Here is a 19,569-nt window from a genome sequence, read left to right as displayed (position 1 = left end):
GGTGGGGCCTTCTTGTCCTTCGCCGTTTCTACAAATTTTGCTCAAAGTTCGTCCGTTACGCCACCGCCCGTTCGCCGTACATGGCGCCGATCTCGGCCGCGTAACGCTTGTTCACAAAACTGCGCTTCAATTTCATGGTCGGCGTCAATTCCTCATCCTCGGCCGTCAGCTGACGCTCGATCAGGAAAAATTTCTTGATAGTCTCGACCCGCGCGAAGTTGACGTTGACCGCCTCGATCTCGCGCTGGATCAGGTCCTGGATCTCGGGCGCGCGGCACAGGCTCGCGTAGTTGGTGAAGGGAATGTCGTGGTCCTGCGCGAACTTCTCGACATTCTCCTGGTCGATCATGATGAGACAGGTGAGGAACGGCCGCTTGTCGCCGATCACCACCGCGTCCGAGACGTAGGGCGAGAACTTCAGCTGGTTCTCGATCTCGGACGGCGTGATGTTCTTGCCGCCCGAGGTGATGATGATGTCCTTCATCCGGTCGGTGATCTTGACGAAGCCCTCGTTGTCGATCGAACCGACGTCGCCAGTGTGCAGCCAGCCTTTGGCATCGATGGTCTCGGCGGTCTTTTCCGGCTGGTTGAGATAACCCATGAACAGGAAGTCGCCCTTGATCAGGATTTCGCCTTGCGGGGAAATCGCGACCTCGCCCCAGGGCGCGGCCTTGCCGACTGAACCCAGCTTCATGCGGTCGGGCGGCATCACGGTGGCCACACCGCAATTCTCGGTCTGGCCGTAGACCTCGCGCATGTCGATGCCGAGCGCGAGATACCAGCGGATCAAATCCGGCGCGATCGGCGCAGCCCCGGTGAAGGCCAGACGGCAGCGATCGAGCCCGAGCATGCGGCGGATGTTGCGGAACACCAGCCAATAGGCGAACTGATTGGCGATCCGCAAGGTCAGCGGCGGCGTTTCACCCTCAAGCTTGCTCTCGGTCACGCGATTGCCGATTCCCAGCGCCTGGCGGTACATCCAGTTCTGGAACGGCGTCGCGTCCTTGAGTGCAATCGTGATCCCGGAATAGAATTTTTCCCAGATCCGCGGCACCGCCAGGAACGCGGTCGGCTGCACTTCGCGCAGATTGTCCGGCACGGTTTCCGGGCTTTCGGCGAAATTCATCACCGATCCCAGTGCCAGCGAAATGTAATAGCCGCCGATCCGCTCGGCGACGTGGCAGAGCGGCAGGAACACCAGCCGCTCTTCGGCGTCGGTGGAGGGGAACAGATCGTTGGCGTGGCGCATCTGGTGCGTGACGCTGCGGTTGGAATGCATCGCGCCCTTGGGCGGACCGGTCGTGCCTGACGTGTAGACGAGGATGGCCAGATCACCCGCGCCTCGGCTTGCGATCATCGCATCCCACAGCGCCGGATCGTCGTGACTGTGGTTGCGCCCGAGGGCGGTGAATTCGGCCAGCGACATCACCATCGGGTCGCTGAAGCCAGAGAGGCCTTCCATGTCGAACACGACGATCTTCTGCAGGGTCGGGCAACGTTCGCGGCACGACAGGATCTTGTCGAGCTGCTCCTCGTCCTCGGCAAAGATAACGCGCGTCGAGGAATCGTTGATGAGGTATTCGACCTGGACCGAGGAGTCGGTCGGATAGATCCCGGACGAGACGCCGCCGGCGCAGAGGATGCCCATGTCGGCATACACCCATTCGGGAACCGCGTTCGCGATGATCGACGCGACGTCGCCCGGCTTGAAGCCGGTGGCATGCAAGGCGTAAGCGATATCCTTCGATATCTGCAGCCACTGCCGCCACCTGGTCGGCTGCCAGATGCCGAACGTCTTTTCGCGGATCGCCGGCCGGTCGCCGCGCGTTTCCACGGCCAGCAAAAAGCTCTTCGCGATCGTGTCGGCGACCGTCAGCACTGCCGGTCTGGCCATGCGTCTTCCTCCCTCTCTCGCCTGCGACCGACGCCGGTCTTGTCAGCCGGTCTTGTTGTCGAGGCAGGCTCGAATTTAGCTCAAAATCACTAGGAACGCCAAGGTCTTAACTGCGTCGTTTAGCGCCATGTCTTCTTCTTTTTCCAGCGTCGCTCACCGCGCGCGCCCTCTTCCTTGGCGCCGAGATAGAATTCCTGGATGTCCTTTGAATGCATCAGCCGCTCGCAGCTGTCGTTCATGACGACACGGCCGATTTCCAGCACATAGCCATAATGCGCCGTCTCCAGCGCCACCTTGGCGTTCTGCTCGACCAGCAGGATCGACATGCCCTGCTCTTCGTTGACGCGCTTGATGATGGTGAAAATCTCCTTCACCAGGATCGGCGACAGCCCGAGCGAGGGTTCGTCCAGCAGCAACAGCGTCGGCCGGTTCATCAACGCGCGCCCGATCGCCAGCATCTGCTGCTCGCCGCCGGAGAGCTGTCCGGCCGGCTGGTTGATGCGCTCCTTCAGCCGCGGGAAATAGCCATAGACGCGCTCGAGATCCTCGGCGACGCCGTCGCGATCCTTGCGCGGATAGGCGCCCATCATCAGGTTCTCGCGCACGGAGAGGAACGGGAACACTTCGCGCCCCTCCGGCACGTGGCTTAGGCCCAGCCGCACGATCTTGTCGGCTTCCACGCGCTGGATCGATTTGCCCAGAAATTCGATCGAGCCCTTCTGCGGATCGAGGATGCCGGAGATGGTTTTCAGAACGGTGGTCTTGCCGGCGCCGTTGGCGCCGAGCAGTGTGACGATCTTGCCACGCGGCACTTCGAGGCTGATGCCCCTGATCGCCTGAATCGGTCCGTAATAGCTCTCGATATTGCTGAGCTTCAGGATGATGTCGGGAGCGCTCATGGCATCATCCTCATGCGCCGAGATAGGCCGCGACGACGTCGGGATGGCGCTGCACTTCGGAAGGCGAGCCCATCGCGATCACCTTGCCGTAGTTCAGTGCGATCACCCGGTCCGACACCCGGTTCACCAGCGACATGTCGTGCTCGACCATCAGCACGGTGATGCCGAGATCGGTCTTCAGGTCGCGGATCCAGAACGACATGTCGCCGGTCTCCTCGACGTTCAGCCCGGAGGACGGCTCGTCGAGCAGGATCAGCTTCGGCTCCGAGCACAGCGCGCGTGCAAGCTCGATCACCTTGCGGACGCCGTAGGGCAGCCCCGAGATCAGCTTGTCGCGATAGACTTCGAGGTCGAGGAACTCGATCACCTGCTCGACGCGGCGGCGATGCGCCTTTTCGTGGGCGCGCACGCTCGGCAGGAACAGCAACTCCTGCCACAGCTGCGTGGTGGAGTGGCGGTGCCGGCCGACCAAGAGATTGCTCAGCATCGTCGCGTTCTCGAACAATTCGATGTTCTGGAAGGTGCGGGCAATGCCGAGGCCGGCAATTTCGTAAGCCGGCTGCTGGGTGATGTCCTGATCCTCGAAATAGATCTTGCCCGAGGTCGGCGGATAAATGCGCGAGATCAGATTGAAGATCGAGCTCTTGCCCGCGCCGTTGGGGCCGATGATCGATAGAATTTCGCCCTTCTCCACCGCGAAGCTGACGGCATCGACCGCCTTGAGGCCACCGAAGTGCAAGGACAGGTCTTCGGCCCGGAAATAGCTCATCGGTTCCGCTCCGACTTCACATAGATTTTCTGCCGCTTGAAAGTGGCGCGCTTGTAGAGCGGGAACAGCTGGAAGAAGAGCTTTATCTTCAGCCAGCGTCCGTAGAGGCCAAGCGGCTCGAACAGCACGAACAGCACGATGATCAGGCCGTAAATCGCGCCCTTGAGGCCGTTCGCGGAAGCGATGGCGGCGGCCTTGTCCTGAATTTGAGACGCACTCTCCTTGCCAGCGCCAAACGTCGAGGCGACGCCCGCGATCATGCCGGGCAAGTCGTCCTTCAGATAGGTCAGGAGCGGATCGATCATGACCAGGAAGATCGCCCCCAGCACCGCGCCATGCAGACTGAACGAGCCGCCGATCAGGATCACGATGATGAACTCGATCGAGAGCAGCAGCGTGAACATTTCCGGGCTGATGAAGGACAGTTTGTGGGCGAACAGGCAGCCCGCGAATCCGGTGATCGCGGCGCTGATCGCAAACGACTTCACCTTGTAGAGCGAGACGTTGATGCCCATGCTGCGCGCCGCGGTCTCGCTGTCACGGATCGCGACGAAGGCGCGGCCGGTCGGAGAACGCAGGAGATTGAGTGTGCCGACGATGGTCAGGATCAGGAAACCCAGACAAAGGAAATAGAAGGTCGGGCTATCGCGCGATATCGCCATGCCGAACACCTGCATGGTCTTGACGCGCATGCCCTCATTGCCATGGGTCACGCTTTCCCAGCGCGCCAGGATTTCCTCGACGATGAAGGCAAAGGAAATCGTCGCAATGACGAGATAGATGCCCTGCAGCCGCAGCGCCGGGAATCCGACCAGCGCGCCGACTACGCCGGTCAGCAGGCCTGCGGCCAGGAAATATACCGGAAACGGGACGTTGTATTGCTGCAGGAAGGCCGCCGTATAGGCGCCGATGGCGAGGAAGGCGGCGTGGCCCAGCGACGCCTGCCCGGTGAAGCCCGTCAGGATCATCAGCCCGACGCCGACGGTGGCGTAGATGCAGACGAACACCAGCTGGCTCATGATATAGCTGGAGAGCACGAACGGCGCGACCGCCAAGAGTGCCAGCAGCACGCCATAGGTGACCAGATAGCCGCTGTGCGGCATCAGCCGGATGTCGTCTTCGTAGTCGGTCTTGAAGAGAAAACGCATCGCGGCCCCTAAACCTTCTTGCGCGTGTGCACACCGAACAGGCCTTCGGGCTTGAGCAGCAACACCACGAGGAGAACGAGGTAAGGCGCGACGTCTTTCCAGCCTTGCGGCAGATAGAAGCCGGCCATGCTCTCAATCACGCCGATCAGGACGCCGCCGACCACCGCACCTGGAATCGATCCGAAGCCGCCAAGCACCGCGGCGGGAAACGCCTTCAATCCCAGCACCAGCCCGACGTTGGAATGAATGAAGGTGATCGGCGCCAGCAACACGCCGGCGGCGGTTGCGACCGCAGCGCTGATCGCCCAGACGATCGACACCACCCGCTTGACCGGAATGCCCATGTAGTAGGCAGCCAGCATGTTCTCGGAACTGGCGCGCATCGCGGTGCCGAGCGTGGTGCGGTTGAAGAACAGATAGAGCAACCCGCAAAGGATGACGGTCGCGGCGATCACCGAGAGCTTGTCGTGGGCCAGCACCAGCGAGCCGATCCGCAACACACCCTGGCTGAACGGCGTCTCGATCTTGAGATCGTCGGTGCCCCAGATCATGCCGGCGATGGAGCGCAGGAAATATCCGAGCCCGATCGTCGCCATGATGATGGAAAACTGGGGATAGCCGAGGATCGGACGCACCACCACGCGTTCGGCCAGCATGCCAAACAGCGCCATGCAGATCACAGCGCCGGCGAATCCGAGCCAGTAATTGAGGCCGAGCATACCGATGAAAGTGAAGGCGAAGAAACCGCCCAGCATCATCAAATCGCCCTGGGCGAAATTGACGACCTCGGTGGCCTTGTACACCAGCACGAAGCCGAGCGCGATCAAGCCGTAAACGCAGCCAAGTGCGATGCCACTCACCAGTTGCTGAACGAAGTCCAGCATCGATTCCCCTCCCCCGGATGCCCCGCGATTCTACGGATCGCCTTAACGCATCCTGCCTTCGCGCTCTTGTGTCGAAGCGCTGAAAGTCACATATGTCCGTCCCCATTGAGACCAAAGCGCCGACGACTGTCAACAGAGCGCTGGTTGCGGCCCGCGTTAACAATTGCGCAGAAATGCCGCAGGGCGGAAGTTGGCTTCGAAGTAGCCTTCAAAGTAGCCTTGGAAGCGTTCATATCGGCGCGATTTGGGGTCTTCGATTCACCGCACCGAAAGTTCTTGGGTCCATGGTTCGCGGCGACACATGAAACCCGGACCGTCCCGACCTCATGAACCCCGATGTATCAGCGCTGCAGGTGCGAGGGTTAACGAAGCGTTTTGACCGCCCAGCGGTCGATGCGCTCGATCTCACCGTCCACCGCGGCGAATTCTACGCCCTGCTCGGCCCCAACGGTGCCGGCAAGACCACGACGTTGCGCATGGTGGCCGGCCTGCTGCGACCCGACGCCGGCGCTGTCTCAATATTGGGCATCGATGCGCTCGCCGATCCCGTCGCCGCCAAGCAGATCATGGCGTGGGTGTCGGACGAGCCGATGATTTATGACAAGCTGACGCCACTGGAATATCTCGAATTCGTTGCCGGCCTCTGGGGCGTCGATGCTTCGATTGCCGAATCCTCCGCGCAGGATCTGCTGGTGTCGCTCGGGCTCCAGCCGCATCTGCACGAACGCTGCGAAGGATTTTCGAAAGGCATGCGCCAGAAGGTGGCGCTGGCCGGTGCACTGGTCCATGACCCCCGCCTGATCATCCTCGATGAACCTCTCACCGGCCTCGACGCGCTGTCCGCGCGTCACGTCAAGGGACTGCTGCAGGCACGCGTCCGCGCCGGCTGCACCGTGATCATGACGACGCATATTCTGGAAGTCGCCGAACGGATGGCCGACCGCATCGGCGTCATCGCCGCGGGCCGGCTGGTGGCCGAAGGCACGCTCACCGAATTGCGCCAGCAGAACGGCCGCAACGACACCAGCCTCGAAGACATGTTCATTGCACTCGTCGACACCGACGCGGCCGCATGAGCTCGGCCGCTGATCTCACCTGGTTTGCCCGGCACGAAATCCGGCTGGCGTGGCGCGAATGGCTCGCCATGATGACGGGCGCGCGGCGAAAACGAACACGCGCCGTGATCGGGCTGCTCGTGCTCGCCGCCTTCCTGCATCTGCCGGCCTATGCGGTGATCGGCCGCTTTGCCGATCTGCAAGCCCCGCTCGACAAGCCGACGCTGATCGTCATGTCAGCAACGATCTTCCTGGCCTGGGCCCTGATGCTGTCGCAGGCGATCGAATCGGTGACGCGGGTGTTCTATGCGCGCGCCGACCTCGATTTGATCATGTCCTCTCCGGTCAGGCTGACCAACATCTTCTCGGTGCGGATCGCGGCAATCGCGCTCTCGGTCACGGCCATGGCCCTGCTGTTGTCGAGCCCCTTCGTCGACGTTCTCGTGATCGGCGGCGGCATCAGGTGGTTCTCGGCGTTTGGCGTCGTCATCGCCATAGGCCTGTCAGCCGCGGCGGTTGCGATCGCAATCACGGTATTATTGTTTCGATTGATCGGTCCGAGCCGGACGCGGCTCGCTGCACAGATTCTCGCCGCCGTCATCGGTGCGGGTTTCGTCATCGCGCTCCAGGTCGCCGCGATCCTCTCCTACGGCACGCTGTCGCGGTTTACGGTGCTGACGTCGGACGCCGCGGCGGCCTACGCCCCCGATTTCGACAGTCCGCTGTGGTGGCCGGCGCGCGCCGCGATCGGGGACGGCGAAATGCTCTCGCTTCTGCTGGCCGGCAGCCTCGTGCTGCTCGGCGGCGTGATGGCGGTCTTCTCGCCGAAATTTGCCGGCACCGTCGTCAGCGCTTCGGCAACCGCAACGACGATCCGTCGCGGGTCGCGCGCGACCTCGTTTCGCCGCGGTTCGCGGCAAGCCGCGCTGCGCTGGAAGGAGTTCATGCTGCTGCGGCGTGATCCCTGGCTGGTGTCGCAGAGCCTGATGCAATTGCTTTATCTGGTGCCGCCGGCGCTGATGCTGTGGCGCAGCTTCTCCGATAGCTCGGCCGCGACCGTCCTGATCACGCCCGTGATCGTGATGGCGGCCGGACAACTCGCCGGCGGTCTCGCCTGGCTGACGATTTCAGGCGAGGACGCCGCAGACTTGGTCGCGACCGCCCCGATGCCGCCCGGCAGCGTGATCCGTGCCAAGGTCGAGGTGGTGATGATCGCGATCGGCGTCATCTTCGCTCCCTTGGTGGCTGCACTGGCCTTGGCCTCACCCGTACAGGCAGCGGTCACTGCCGTCTTCGTCGTCATCGCCACCGTGTCGGCGGCCGCGATCCAGCTGTGGTTTCGCGTCCAGGCCAAACGCAGCCAGTTTCGCCGCCGCCAGACCTCGTCACGCATCGCGACATTTGCTGAAGCGTTCTGCTCGATCGGATGGGCGGCGACCGCGATCCTCGCCGTCACAATCCCGATTGCCGCCGTCATCAGCGGCGCCATGACCGCGCTGATGCTGGCCGGGACGTGGAAGATCAGCCCGCGAAGGGATTGATGCGGAAGCGCCCGGTATTCAGCCGTGAACCTCGGCAGACCGAACCCCGACAAAGCGATATCCTATTGAAGTTGAGGGCGGATTTCCGACAAGCCTGACTGGCTGGAAGGCCACGCCGCCGTCATCGATTCGTTTGGCTGGCTGGGCTATCTTGCCGAAGCACTACCGCGGCACCATGTGCCGGGAATGAGCACACAGGAGAGGAAGCGCGATGCGCGAAACCATCAATGTCCCGGCGGTCATGGTGGACGCGTCCGCGGTTGCGCGGATCAAGTCGGAGATCGACATCTCCGATCGGTCGCGCATCGTTACCTTCGGCGATCGCGCGCAGCGATCGGTCGTTGAGTTCGCGGACCGCATCCTCGCCCAAACCCAGAACCGGGAGCTCGGGACAACAGGCAAATTGTTGTCGGACATCCTGGGCAAGGCGCGTGGGCTCGATCCGGCGACGCTCAAGGACAGCGGCTTTTTCACGCGCCTGTTCTCCTCGATGGAATCGCGCTTGCGGCGGTTCTCCGAACAATTCGGCGACGTCGCCTCCCAGATCGACCGCGTCTGCGTCGAACTCGACCGCAACAAGGAAACCTTGCGACGCGACATCGCCGTGCTGGACGAACTGCACGAACAAACCAAGGCATCGCTCGGCGACCTCGATTCGCATATCGCCGCCGGCAAGACCTTTGCCGAGGACTTTCGCCGTGGCCGGCTGGTCGAACTGGAACAGGCCGTGAAGGCAGCCGGCGAAGGCAGCGACGCCTTGCTGGCGGCGCAAACCTATCAGGATGCCGCGCAGGCACTCGACCGGCTCGAGAAGCGCGTCTTCTATCTGCAGCAGGCGCGCCAGATCGGCATTCAACAGCTGCCGCAGATCCGTATCGTGCAGTCCGGCGACGAGACCCTGATCGAGAACCTGCAGGCGACGACCGAACTCGCGATCCCGGTCTGGAAGCAGAAGATGATCCTTCTGCTCGGCCTCACCCGTCAGAAGTCCGCGCTCGATTTGCAGAAGACCGTCACCGACGCCACCAACGAGATGATGAAACAGGCCTCGGAGATGATGAAGACCCAGGCGATCGAGATCGAAAAGCAATCACAGCGCGGCATCATCGATATCGCGACGCTGGAGAAAACCAACAGCGATCTGGTCGACACCATTTCGGGCGTCCTCAACGTCCAGGCGGAAGGCCGCAAGAAACGCGCCGAGATCGAGCAGCGGATGGCGCAATTGACCGACGAGTTGAAGTCAGCGATGTCCAAGTCGACGACATGAAGTCCGCGATGCGACGTTGCCTTGCCGGCCCGCTGTTCGCGCTGGCGCTCGGCATTTCGCGCGGTGCGAGGCTATAAGGAATGCTGCCGGCATTTTCAGGCATGAATTGGATCGCGGGCGGCGCCACGGCAGCCGTGCTGCTGCCGGTGCTGGCGATCGGCACCGGCATGCCGTTCTGGATCGCCTGCATTGTCAGCCTGGCGGCGGGCGGCGGGCTGGTGACTGCATTTTCGCCGCGCAAACCGTTCGAGAGGCTGGATGCCCGTGGGGCCGCGCGGGGCAGAATCGAATTCGCGCGGGAACTGCTGACCGATGCCGAGCCGCTTGCGGTGCGGCTGGAGGTTGCCGTGAGTTCGATCGGCACGCCCAAGGTCGCCGACCGCGTCCGCCATCTAGCGCGGGTTTCCCGCGAGATATTCGCGGGCGTCGAGGATGACCCGTTGCGCATCGATCTGGTACGGCGCTTCCTCACCTATTATTTGCCGCGGGCAGCCGAACTCGCCGAGGCCTATGCGCTGCTTGAAAAGGGCGGCATGCGCGACATGGCGCGGATCACCGCAACGGCTGAACTGATCGACCGGCTCGATGCCGCGTTCACCCATTACGCGAGGAATTTGCAGAGTGCCGACCTCGGCAATCTGGACATTGAGCTCAAACTGCTGAAGAGCTCACTCGACGAGGACCTCGGGCCACCGCCGCAACTCGGCGCTCCCTCGGGTCCAGGGAAGGGGAGAGTCTGATCGACGCCGGGACCGGCGGCTTACGTCTATCTGCGTCAGCATCCCAATCGGTTGGCGACGGCGTAGCCAGCCACTGGTCCAGCTTCGCTCGTTCGATCACGTCGCTGCTCTGGCCTACGCCTTGATCAATTCCAGCACCGCCGCTGCAAACGCCTCGGGCTCCTCCTGCGGCAGGTTATGTCCGGCGCGCGGCACCACCCGATGAACCCGGCGGCCGGCGAATTTCGGCGCGCTCTTGCTGCCGTCGGTGGCCGGGCTCACGCCATCCCCGTCGCCGTCGAGCGTAATGGTCGGCACGGTAATGACGGGCTGCGCCGCCAGCCGGCGCTCCAGATCGGCATATTGCGGATCACCCTCGGCAAGGCCGTAGCGATGGCGGTAGCTGTGGATCACCACCTCGACATAGTCAGGATTGTCGAGCGCGACCGCCGTCCGCTCGAAGCAGGCGTCGTCGAAATGCCAGTTCGGCGACCATTGCTGCCATAATAGTTTGGCGATGCCGCGCCGGTCGGTGGCAAGGCCGGCGCGTCCGCGCTCGAGCTGGAAATAATACTGATACCAGAGCGCCACTTCGCGGTCCGGCCGCGCCGGCACCATCGCCTTGGCGATATCCTGGATGTTGTAGCCGTTGACCGACACCAGGCCGATGCAGCGCTCCGGCCACAATGCCGCGCCGATACAGGCGGCCCGGCCACCCCAGTCATAGCCGGCGAACACCGCGCGCTTGATGCCGAGCGCATCCATCAGCGCCATCAAATCCGCGCCGATCGCCGCCTGCTCGCCCGACCGCGGTGTCGCCTTGTCGCGAAACCGGGTCGGTCCGTAGCCGCGCAGATAGGGAACGATGACGCGGCATCCCTCGGCGGTAAGCTGCGGCGCCACATCCACATAGGCGTGAATGTCGTAGGGAAAGCCGTGCATCAGCATCACGACAGGTCCGTCCGCCGGCCCCGCCTCGTAATAGGCGATCTTGAGCACGCCGGCATCGATGCTGCGCAGCGGTTCCAGCCGTTTCGACGATGGTGCGCGCGCGGCATTTTGGGCTGGCGTTGAAGCTTGCTCGGTCAAGGCGTCACTCCGTTGTGGCATCCGGCCACACGGTATCGCCTAACGCCGGTGAAGCAAATGCGGCACAGGAGCTGTGCGCGATTGACATCATGACGGGCGCTGAATTCGGCGATACAGTATGCCAGCGGCCGTCGCCGCATACGGGTCATGCCATGCTGCGATCGCTTGTGCTTGCCACTGCCTTCCTCGGTTCGCTGATTTTGCCGGCGGCAGCGCAATCGCCGCTGCGCAGCGAATGCCTGGCGATGGCCAATGCCCCGCCGCGGGCAACCCCGGTTAGCCTCCGCCGCACCGCGGCCAAGGTGGAGGAGGTCGCGATCACTTATGTCGGGCATTCCACCTATTACATCGACACGCCCGCCGGCGTGCGGATCGGGACCGATTTCAACGGCTACTACCAGACCGGGCGGCTGCCCGACGTCGTCACCATGAACCGCGCGCACTCGACGCATTTCACGCTGTTTCCCGATCCCAAGATCAAGCATGTGCTGCACGGCTGGGGCGACAAGGGGCAGCCTGCGCTGGTCGGCCTGCGCGTCGAGGACGTCTATATCCGCAACGTGACCACCGACATCCGCCGCTACTACGGCGATGGCGCCGGCGGCGAGATGATCAGGGACGGCAACTCGATCTTCATCTTCGAGGTCGCCGGGCTTTGCATCGGCCATCTCGGGCACCTGCATCACAAGCTCGACGACAGCCATTTCGCCGCGATCGGCCGGCTCGACATCGTGATGGTCCCGATCGACGGCACCTTTACGATGTCGCTCGATGGCGTCTCCGAAATCACCAAGCGCCTGCGCGCCTCCGTCGTGCTGCCGATGCACCGCTTCGCCACCCCGCTCGACGAATTCATGCGGCTGATCGGCAAGCAATTCGAGATCGACCAGCGCACCGAGCGAACCCTGAAGATATCGCGGGAAACGCTGCCCACCACGCCGACCGTGATCATTCTCGACGGGGTCTGAGCCGCCACGACAACGATAACAATAATCAGGGAGTGACCATCGATGGCCGTCAGCACTGCACCCGCCTCGAAGAGCGGGCTCTATGCCGATCCGCGCGAAGACTGGCTGGCGCAACACACCGAGGAGATCATCGACCCCGACCGCCCCATCGTCGACCCGCACCATCATTTGTGGGACCGTGGCGGGCTGCGCTACATGATCGAGGAGATGGCGTCCGATATCGCATCCGGCCACAACATCATCGCGACCGTCTATGTCGATTGCCGCTCGATGTACCGCGCGCACGGGCCCGAGGCGTTCCGCCCGGTCGGCGAGGTAGAATTCGCTAACGGCGTCGCCGCGATGGCCGCAAGCGGCGGCTACGGCAAGGCTGCAATCTGCGCCGGCATCGTCAGCCACGTCAATCTGCTGCTCGGCGAGGACGCTAGGCCGGTGCTGGAGGCGGAGATCGTCGCCGGCAACGGCCGCTTCCGCGGCATCAGGCATTCCGCGGCGTGGGATGCCGATCCCAATGTCGCCGGGATGTATGCGACGCGGCCGCAGGGCCTGCTGCTCGACGCAACCTTCCGCAAGGGGTTCGCCTGTCTCGCGCCGCTCGACCTCAGTTTCGAAGGCTGGCTGTTTCATCCGCAGATCGGCGAACTCACCGATCTTGCCCGCGCCTTCCCGGACACCAGGATCGTGCTCGACCATTGCGGCGGCCCGATCGGAATCGGCAGCTATGCGGGCCGGCGCGAGGAGATCTTTCCGGTGTGGAAGACCTCGATCCAGGAGATCGCCAAATGTCCCAATGTCGTGGTCAAGCTCGGCGGGCTCGCGATGAGCCTGCTCGGCTATGACTTCCATCTGCGGCCGAAGCCGCCGACCTCGGAACAGGCCGCCGCTGCGTGGCGCCCTTATATAGAGACGTGCATCGAGTCCTTTGGACCCAGCCGCTGCATGTTCGAGAGCAATTTTCCGCCTGACAAGGGCCAGTGCAGCTACCAGGTGATCTTCAACGCCTTCAAGCGGCTCGCCGCGCAATACAGCGAGGCCGAGAAGACGGCGATGTTCTCGAAGACGGCGACGGACTTTTACAAATTGAAGCTCGCCTAGCTGACGGCCGGCGTGAGCTCCCGCTCACGCCCATTCTCCCTTACGGAATACCGGGACACTGCTTCCGTCGGCATGAATGCCGTCGATGTCGGTCTCGGCCGAGCCGATCATCCAGTCGATATGGATCAGGCTCTTGTTGCCGCCCTGTGCTGCGATCTGCTGTGGCGTCAGCTTGCCGCCGTCGATGAAGCATTTCGAGTAGCATTGGCCGAGCGCGATGTGCGAGGCGGCGTTCTCGTCGAACAGCGTGTTGAAGAACAGCAATCCGCTTTTCGAGATCGGCGAGGAATGCGGCACCAGCGCCACTTCGCCGAGGCGCGCGGCGCCCTCATCGGTGTCGAGGACTTTCTTCAATACTTCCTCGCCGCGCGAAGCCTTGGCCTCGACGATGCGGCCTTCCTCGAACCGCACCGCGATGTTGTCGATCAGGGTGCCCTGATAGGACAGCGGCTTGGAACTGACGACATGCCCGCTCACGCGCCGGCAATGCGGCGTAGTGAAGACTTCTTCGGTCGGGATATTGGCATTGCAGGTGATGCCGTTCTTGGCCATCGAGGCGCCGCCTTCCCATTCGTGGCCGTCGGCGAGACCGATCGTAAGATCAGTGCCCGGTCCCGAATATTTCAGCGCGTGGAAGCGCTGGCCGTTCAGCCATTGCGTGCGCTCGCGCAGCACCGCGTTGTGTTTTTCCCACGCCGCAACCGCGCCGTCCTGATCGACGCGCGAGGCCGCGAAGATCGCGTCCGCCAGTTTTGCTACCGCGACATCTTCTGCAACGTCGGGAAATACCTGCTTCGCCCATGCCGGGCTCGGATAGGCGATGATGTTCCAGTTGGTTTCGAAATTGACGATCTTTTCCAACGCCGGCTGATAGGCCATCGAATTGGCCTTGCTGGCGCGCGCCACCTTGGTCGGATCCTCGCCCGACAGCAGCATCGGATTGTCGCCGACGATCGCCAGCCGAGCGGTGTTATTGCCGAACGCCTTCGCCATGCCCTCGTAGAGCCAGCCGGCGGCGCGATCGAACCCGTCATTGTGGCCGTAGCGATAGCGCGACAGCGTGATCTCTTCGTCGGACAGGAACGGCGTCACCAGGCCCGCACCGGCCTTGTAGGCATGCTCGGCGATTTTTCGAACCAGCGGCAGCGCCACCGACGGCGCGGTCAAAAGCAGGTCCTGGCCCGGCCGCAACTGCAGGCCGACCTTCACGGCGACCTCGGCAAGGCGGTCGAGTTTCACGGGATCGATCGGCGTCGAAAAATTACGTTCGTGTGCGGTCATGACGGGCCCTCAAATCAATCGTTGCTACAGAGATAGGCGAACCGGCCGGTTCCTTCAACGCTTCGACGACGCCAATACGCGGTCGACCATCTCGGGCGCGAGACCGAGGTAATTCTTCGCCGAGGTCAGGCGGTCGATGGTCGCGCGGTCGATGCGCGAGGAGACCCGCGGGTCCGCGGACAGCGCATCCGCCAGCGTCGTGCCTTTTTCATTGGCGACGCGGCAGGCGTCATAGACGACGTCGTGCGCCTCCTGCCGGCCGATGTCGGGCGCCAGGCCCATCATCACAGCTTCGGCGACGATCAACCCGCGGCTGATATCGAGATTTTCCGCCATCTTCTTCTCGTCCACGATCAGGCCGCCCAACGCGAATTTGGCCTGATGCAGCGCGCCCGCGGTGAGGACAAAACTTTCCGGGATCGCCATCCATTCGGCATGCCATGGCCCGGTGGCGCGCTCAAAGTCCTGCACCATCGCGTCCAGCATCAGACCGGCATGCTGGCGCACGCCCTTGCACGCCGCCAGCATCAGTTCGGATGAAATCGGGTTGCGTTTTTGCGGCATGGTCGAGGACGCGCCGCGGCCCTTCACGAACGGCTCGTAGAGTTCGGCAAATTCGGTCGAGGCCATGATCATGATGTCGAGCGCGATCTTGCCGAGCGAGCCGGTGACGAGGCCGAAGAAATTGATCACTTCCGCAAGGCCGTCGCGTGCGACATGCCAGGTCGAGACGGGCACACCGAGCCCGAGTTCCTCGCACAGCGCCTTTTGAACCTCGAACCCCTTGTCGCCGAGCGAGGCCAGCGTGCCGGCGGCGCCTGCGAACTGGCCGACAAGGACGCGCGGCTTCAATTCCGCGAGGCGCTCGGCGTGGCGATCGAACATCGCGAGATAAATCGCGGTCTTGTAGCCGAACGTCACCGGCAGCGCCTGCTGCAGATGGGTGCGCCCCGCCATCGGCGTATCGCGATAGCGCTTGGAGAGATCGGCGAGGATGCCGCGGAGGGCGGCGATATCAGCCTCGATGATTTCGAGCCCGGTGCGGACCTGCAGGACCACGGCGGTGTCCATGATGTCCTGCGTCGTCGCGCCCCAATGCACGTAGCGGCCGGCGTCGCCGCATTGTTTCACCATCTGGTGCACCAGCGGCAGGATCGGATAACCGACGATGTCGGTCTCGCTGCGCAGCAGGTCGAAATCGAGCGCCGAGACGTCCGTCCGTTTTGCGATTTCCTCGGCGGCTTGCGCCGGGATCACGCCGCAGCGCGCCTCGGCCTTGGCCAGCGCGATCTCGACTTCCGCGTAGCGCGAGATCAGGCTGAAATCCGAGAACACCTCGCGCATCGCCGGCGTGCCGAAGGCGTCGCGGAACAGGATGGAGTCAAGGACGGTGGTCGAGGTCGGAAAGGCGGGCATCGTCGTTTCCTGAAGGGCAATTCGCTGGAATGACTCATGCCACAATCATTGCCGGTTGGGAAAGCCGATCACCATTTCTCGTGCATGGTCCGGACATCGAGCTCGAACGACCATGCGCGCGGCGGCTGTTTGTGCAGGAACACAAAGCCGTCAACGATGCCCTCGATGCTGATCAGGCGCTCCTCGCGGCCGGCGGCCTCCGGGAAACGCGTCTTGATCTTTTCGCCGCCGATCGCGCCATCAACCACGACATGTCCGACATGAATGCCGTCGCCGGCATATTCCTTGGCCATCGCCTGCGCCAGGGTGCGCAAGCCCGCCTTCGACGAATTGAAGGCGCCGTAGCCCGAGCGGCCCCGCAACGAGGCGCTCGCGCCGGTGAACAGCAATGTGCCCGCGCCCTTCGGCACCATGCGGCGGACCGCCTCGCGGCCGAACAGGAAGCCGCCGAAGCACACGACGCGCCAGCTCTGCTCGAAGTAATCGGCGGTCATGTCGATGATCTTGCCGGCCGTGTTATTGCCGGCGTTGTAGATCGCGAGTTCGAGATCGGAACCGGCCTTGTCGAACAGCGCGATGGTATCGGCCTCACTGGTGGCGTCGGCTACGACCGCCGTAGCGCGCCCGCCGGCTGCGACGATGTCGGAAACGACGGCGTCGAGCGCCGCCTTGGTGCGGCCGGCAACCAGAACGTTGAAGCCCTCGGTGGCAAAGCGCTTGCAGAGTTGTGCGCCGAGGCCCTGATCAGGCCCGACACCGATGACAATTGCCGTTCCCATCCATCTCTCCTGCGTTCGATGTCCATCAAGCCATTTTTTATATGACGACCGTCATCAATTCAATCGAAGGAGCTTCCGCTTTCCGCTGTTCACGAGGATATGAGCGTCGGGTGAAGCACGCCGGCCGGTTGCCGGCGCCTCCTCAGTCGCGGAATTTCTTCTTTTTCTTCTTCCCGAACGCGGGCTTCGCAGCGCCGTCATGTTTCGGCTTGGCGGCGTAAGCGGGCTTCTCCCGGAACGGCCGCTTTTTATCGTAACGTCTTTCCTTGTCGAATCCAGCAGCCTTCTCGCTGCGAGGCTTCTCTTCATACGGCTTGCTGTCGCGGGATTTGCCCCCGGGCGGCTTGTTGCTCCAGGGCTTTTCATCACGGGGTTTTTCGTCGCGAGGCTTGTCCCAAGGCTTTGCTTCCCGCGGCTTGTCCTGCCACGGCTTGCCATGCGGCCTCGGTGCCCTCTCCTCACGCTCGCGCGCAGGCGGACGCTTCTCGGCCGCGGGCTCGCCCTGCGGGCCCTCGGGCAGCGGCTCGATGCGAATATTGTCTTCCTTGTCGGGACGGCGGAGGTTGCCGACAAATTTGTCGGCGGCACGCGCGGAAATCTCGAACTCGGTCGTCGTGTCCATGACGCGGATGGCGCCGATGTCGGTCTTGTCGATGCCGCCGCGGCGGCAGATCATCGGCAACAGCCAGCGCGCCTCGGCATTCTTGCGGCTGCCGATCGAGGCGCGGAACCAGACACTGTTCTCGCCCATGACGTGGCGCGCCGACGGCTTTTTCGACTTCGATCGTGGGCTGGCGTTGCGATCGTCACCGCGCGGCGCACGACTATCCCGATCTCTTTCGCGGCCGCGATCCTCGCGGCCCCGGGCGCGATGTTCGCCGGGATCGATGATGTCTTCGGGCGAGGGCAGCCGTGAGCGATAGAGCCGCGCCAGTGCCGCGGCGATATCCTCGGCCGAGCGCTCGGCGAGCAGCGCCTGCGCCAGCATCAGATCTTCTGATGTGGTCTCTTCGGCGAACAGCGCATCCTTCAGCATGCGCTCCTGATCGAGCTTGCGGATTTCATCGGCCTGCGGCGCCGTGCCCCAGATCGCATCGATGCCGGCCAGGTTCAGCAGCACTTCCGCGCGCCGCTTGCGCGCCGGCGGCACCAGCAGGACGCTGACACCCTTGCGCCCCGCGCGGCCGGTGCGGCCGGAGCGATGCTGCATGACTTCGGGATCGTTCGGAATATCGGCGTGGATGACAAGATCGAGGTTCGGCAGATCGATGCCGCGGGCGGCGACGTCGGTCGCGACGCAAACGCGGGCGCGTCCGTCGCGCAATGCCTGCAGCGCGTGGGTGCGCTCGTTCTGGGTCAATTCGCCTGATAGCGCCACGACCGAGAAGCCGCGCTCCGACAATGTTGCCTGCAGATGCCGCACCGCTTCGCGCGTATTGCAGAACACCAGCGCGCTCGGCGATTCGAAGAAGCGCAAGGTATTGACCACCGCATGGTCGACATCGCCGGGCGCAATCCGGATGGCGCGGTAATCGATGTCGGCGTGGCCGCCTTCGTCGCCGCCAACCTCGATACGGAAAGCTTCCTGCTGATATTCCTTGGCCAGGGCGATGATGACGCGCGGCAGGGTTGCCGAGAACAGCAGGGTGCGGCGGGTCTCCGGCGTGGTCTCGAGGATGAACTCCATATCCTCGCGAAATCCGAGATCGAGCATTTCGTCGGCCTCGTCGAGCACGACAGCCTTCAATTCGGAAATGTCGAGCCGGTTGCGCCTCAAATGATCGCACAGCCGCCCCGGGGTGCCGACCACGATGTGGGCGCCGGCCGCGAGCTCACGCTGTTCACGGCGCGGATCCATGCCGCCGACGCAGGAAACCACGCGCGCATCGGCATATTGATAGAGCCAGGCGAGTTCGCGATGGACCTGTAAGGCAAGTTCACGCGTCGGTGCGACGATCAGGGCAAGCGGTGCGCCAGCCCGCTCGAACCGCTCGGCATCGCCGAGCAGTTCGGCTGATATCGCGAGGCCATAGGCGACGGTCTTGCCGGAGCCGGTCTGCGCCGACACCAGCAAGTCGCGGCCGGCGGCGTCATTTGCCAGCACGGCGGTCTGCACCGGCGTCAGGGAATCGAAATTGCGCTCGGCCAGGGCTCGGGCGAGCGGCGGACTTGTGGTCAGGGATGTCACGGGATCAGAACCTTAATGGGCGTAAGCCGAATAAAGCCTCGAACCATACGATTGAGGCTGCCGGCTGGAGGATGCGCGGGTCCGATGACCCGAACGATTTGAATGAGATAGGCACCCTTTAGGCCATTCGCAGCCAAAGCGCCATGGAATGTTGGTGGGGGCTGCATTGCGTCGTTAACGGCGGGGCTATGGCTTTGATATTGCTTTGATATTGCTTCGGTATCCCGTCGTCCTGGCCTAGTGCGCAATTGCGCACGGGGGCCGGGACCTATACCGCGTGATCCCTCGATCAAGGCTCGGTCGCAGGGACCTTTCGTAAAACGCCTCCCTGTGGTTATGGGTCCCGGCCTTCGCCGGGACGACGCAAACGCACGTTCGCGATCTCGCGACGCACAGCGCCCGAGCTTTGCCAGAACTTCCTTGCCCTCTCATAGAGAGGGCGCAGGGAAGACCGGGTGCGCGCTGCACCCGCGGTCTCGCGTGCGGTTTGCACTAAGTAGGCTGCACACGAGCATACAGGGCAGCGGAGAACACCCGGCCTTCCCTGCGCAATGGCTTTACGGCTTATGCCGTG

At 63.3% G+C, this 19,569-nt stretch carries 16 protein-coding genes; 6 read left to right on the top strand and 10 right to left on the bottom strand.

Annotated elements, in window-relative coordinates; all coding sequences use genetic code 11:
- Positions 1 to 55 precede the first annotated feature (55 nt).
- From JQ611_RS35855 to JQ611_RS35835, 5 genes are all read right to left on the bottom strand, one after another.
- Positions 56 to 1,894, bottom strand: coding sequence for a long-chain fatty acid--CoA ligase (locus JQ611_RS35855; RefSeq protein ID WP_212468115.1), 1,839 nt, complete (start codon positions 1,892 to 1,894; stop codon positions 56 to 58).
- Positions 1,895 to 2,013: 119 nt separating this feature from the next.
- Complete coding sequence (locus JQ611_RS35850; protein ID WP_211999311.1) at positions 2,014 to 2,793, bottom strand: ABC transporter ATP-binding protein; 780 nt, start codon at positions 2,791 to 2,793, stop codon at positions 2,014 to 2,016.
- A gap of 10 nt (positions 2,794 to 2,803) precedes the next feature.
- The gene (locus JQ611_RS35845) at positions 2,804 to 3,562 is read right to left on the bottom strand and encodes an ABC transporter ATP-binding protein (RefSeq protein WP_212038740.1); all 759 of its coding nucleotides are present in this window, start codon (positions 3,560 to 3,562) and stop codon (positions 2,804 to 2,806) included.
- Positions 3,559 to 4,710, bottom strand: coding sequence for a branched-chain amino acid ABC transporter permease (locus JQ611_RS35840; RefSeq protein ID WP_211999310.1), 1,152 nt, complete (start codon positions 4,708 to 4,710; stop codon positions 3,559 to 3,561). Before JQ611_RS35840 ends, JQ611_RS35845 begins: the two co-directional genes overlap by 4 nt.
- A gap of 8 nt (positions 4,711 to 4,718) precedes the next feature.
- Complete coding sequence (locus JQ611_RS35835) at positions 4,719 to 5,594, bottom strand: branched-chain amino acid ABC transporter permease (protein ID WP_212391770.1); 876 nt, start codon at positions 5,592 to 5,594, stop codon at positions 4,719 to 4,721.
- Between the two features lie 326 nt (positions 5,595 to 5,920).
- On the opposite strand from JQ611_RS35835, the gene JQ611_RS35830 reads away from it, so the two are divergent.
- The 4 genes from JQ611_RS35830 to JQ611_RS35815 all read left to right on the top strand — a co-directional run bounded on the left by JQ611_RS35830 (position 5,921) and on the right by JQ611_RS35815 (position 10,200).
- Entirely contained in the window at positions 5,921 to 6,670 is a 750-nt protein-coding gene (locus JQ611_RS35830; RefSeq protein WP_211999308.1) for an ABC transporter ATP-binding protein, read from the top strand.
- Positions 6,667 to 8,190 (top strand): permease, encoded by a 1,524-nt coding sequence (locus JQ611_RS35825; protein ID WP_212468114.1) that lies wholly within the window; start codon positions 6,667 to 6,669, stop codon positions 8,188 to 8,190. Before JQ611_RS35830 ends, JQ611_RS35825 begins: the two co-directional genes overlap by 4 nt.
- A 211-nt stretch (positions 8,191 to 8,401) precedes the next feature.
- A complete protein-coding gene (locus JQ611_RS35820) occupies positions 8,402 to 9,460 on the top strand; it encodes a toxic anion resistance protein (protein WP_212267972.1) in 1,059 nt (352 codons plus the stop codon).
- Between the two features lie 101 nt (positions 9,461 to 9,561).
- Positions 9,562 to 10,200 (top strand): 5-bromo-4-chloroindolyl phosphate hydrolysis family protein, encoded by a 639-nt coding sequence (locus tag JQ611_RS35815; RefSeq protein ID WP_249133719.1) that lies wholly within the window; start codon positions 9,562 to 9,564, stop codon positions 10,198 to 10,200.
- A gap of 114 nt (positions 10,201 to 10,314) precedes the next feature.
- Here JQ611_RS35815 and JQ611_RS35810 read toward each other — a convergent pair whose 3' ends face one another.
- Positions 10,315 to 11,199, bottom strand: coding sequence for an alpha/beta fold hydrolase (locus tag JQ611_RS35810; RefSeq protein WP_249133723.1), 885 nt, complete (start codon positions 11,197 to 11,199; stop codon positions 10,315 to 10,317).
- Between the two features lie 221 nt (positions 11,200 to 11,420).
- On the opposite strand from JQ611_RS35810, the gene JQ611_RS35805 reads away from it, so the two are divergent.
- Both JQ611_RS35805 and JQ611_RS35800 read left to right on the top strand, forming a co-directional pair.
- Entirely contained in the window at positions 11,421 to 12,236 is an 816-nt protein-coding gene (locus tag JQ611_RS35805) for an MBL fold metallo-hydrolase (protein WP_212468112.1), read from the top strand.
- Positions 12,237 to 12,278: 42 nt separating this feature from the next.
- Positions 12,279 to 13,331 carry an amidohydrolase gene (locus JQ611_RS35800; RefSeq protein ID WP_212468111.1) on the top strand — a complete coding sequence of 351 codons (1,053 nt, stop codon included), beginning with the start codon at positions 12,279 to 12,281 and terminating at the stop codon, positions 13,329 to 13,331.
- Positions 13,332 to 13,355: 24 nt separating this feature from the next.
- Here the strand turns inward: JQ611_RS35800 and JQ611_RS35795 are convergent, their stop codons facing one another.
- From JQ611_RS35795 to JQ611_RS35780, 4 genes are all read right to left on the bottom strand, one after another.
- On the bottom strand, positions 13,356 to 14,612 hold the full coding sequence (locus JQ611_RS35795; protein ID WP_212468110.1) for an aminopeptidase: 1,257 nt from the start codon (positions 14,610 to 14,612) through the stop codon (positions 13,356 to 13,358).
- 54 nt (positions 14,613 to 14,666) lie between these two features.
- Positions 14,667 to 16,028, bottom strand: a complete 1,362-nt coding sequence (locus tag JQ611_RS35790; protein ID WP_212468109.1) for an adenylosuccinate lyase family protein — start codon at positions 16,026 to 16,028, stop codon at positions 14,667 to 14,669.
- A 68-nt stretch (positions 16,029 to 16,096) separates the two neighbouring features.
- Complete coding sequence (locus tag JQ611_RS35785; RefSeq protein WP_212267958.1) at positions 16,097 to 16,807, bottom strand: SDR family NAD(P)-dependent oxidoreductase; 711 nt, start codon at positions 16,805 to 16,807, stop codon at positions 16,097 to 16,099.
- 142 nt (positions 16,808 to 16,949) lie between these two features.
- Positions 16,950 to 18,995: a DEAD/DEAH box helicase gene (locus JQ611_RS35780; protein ID WP_212468108.1), complete on the bottom strand. Its 2,046-nt coding sequence runs from the start codon at positions 18,993 to 18,995 to the stop codon at positions 16,950 to 16,952.
- Positions 18,996 to 19,569: the final 574 nt, after the last annotated feature.

It is taken from the genome of Bradyrhizobium sp. AUGA SZCCT0182, from assembly GCF_018130185.1.
In the GTDB taxonomy this organism is placed as follows: domain Bacteria; phylum Pseudomonadota; class Alphaproteobacteria; order Rhizobiales; family Xanthobacteraceae; genus Bradyrhizobium.
Note: the sequence above shows the minus strand (reverse complement) of the source record. Positions and strands in the feature narration are given on the sequence as shown.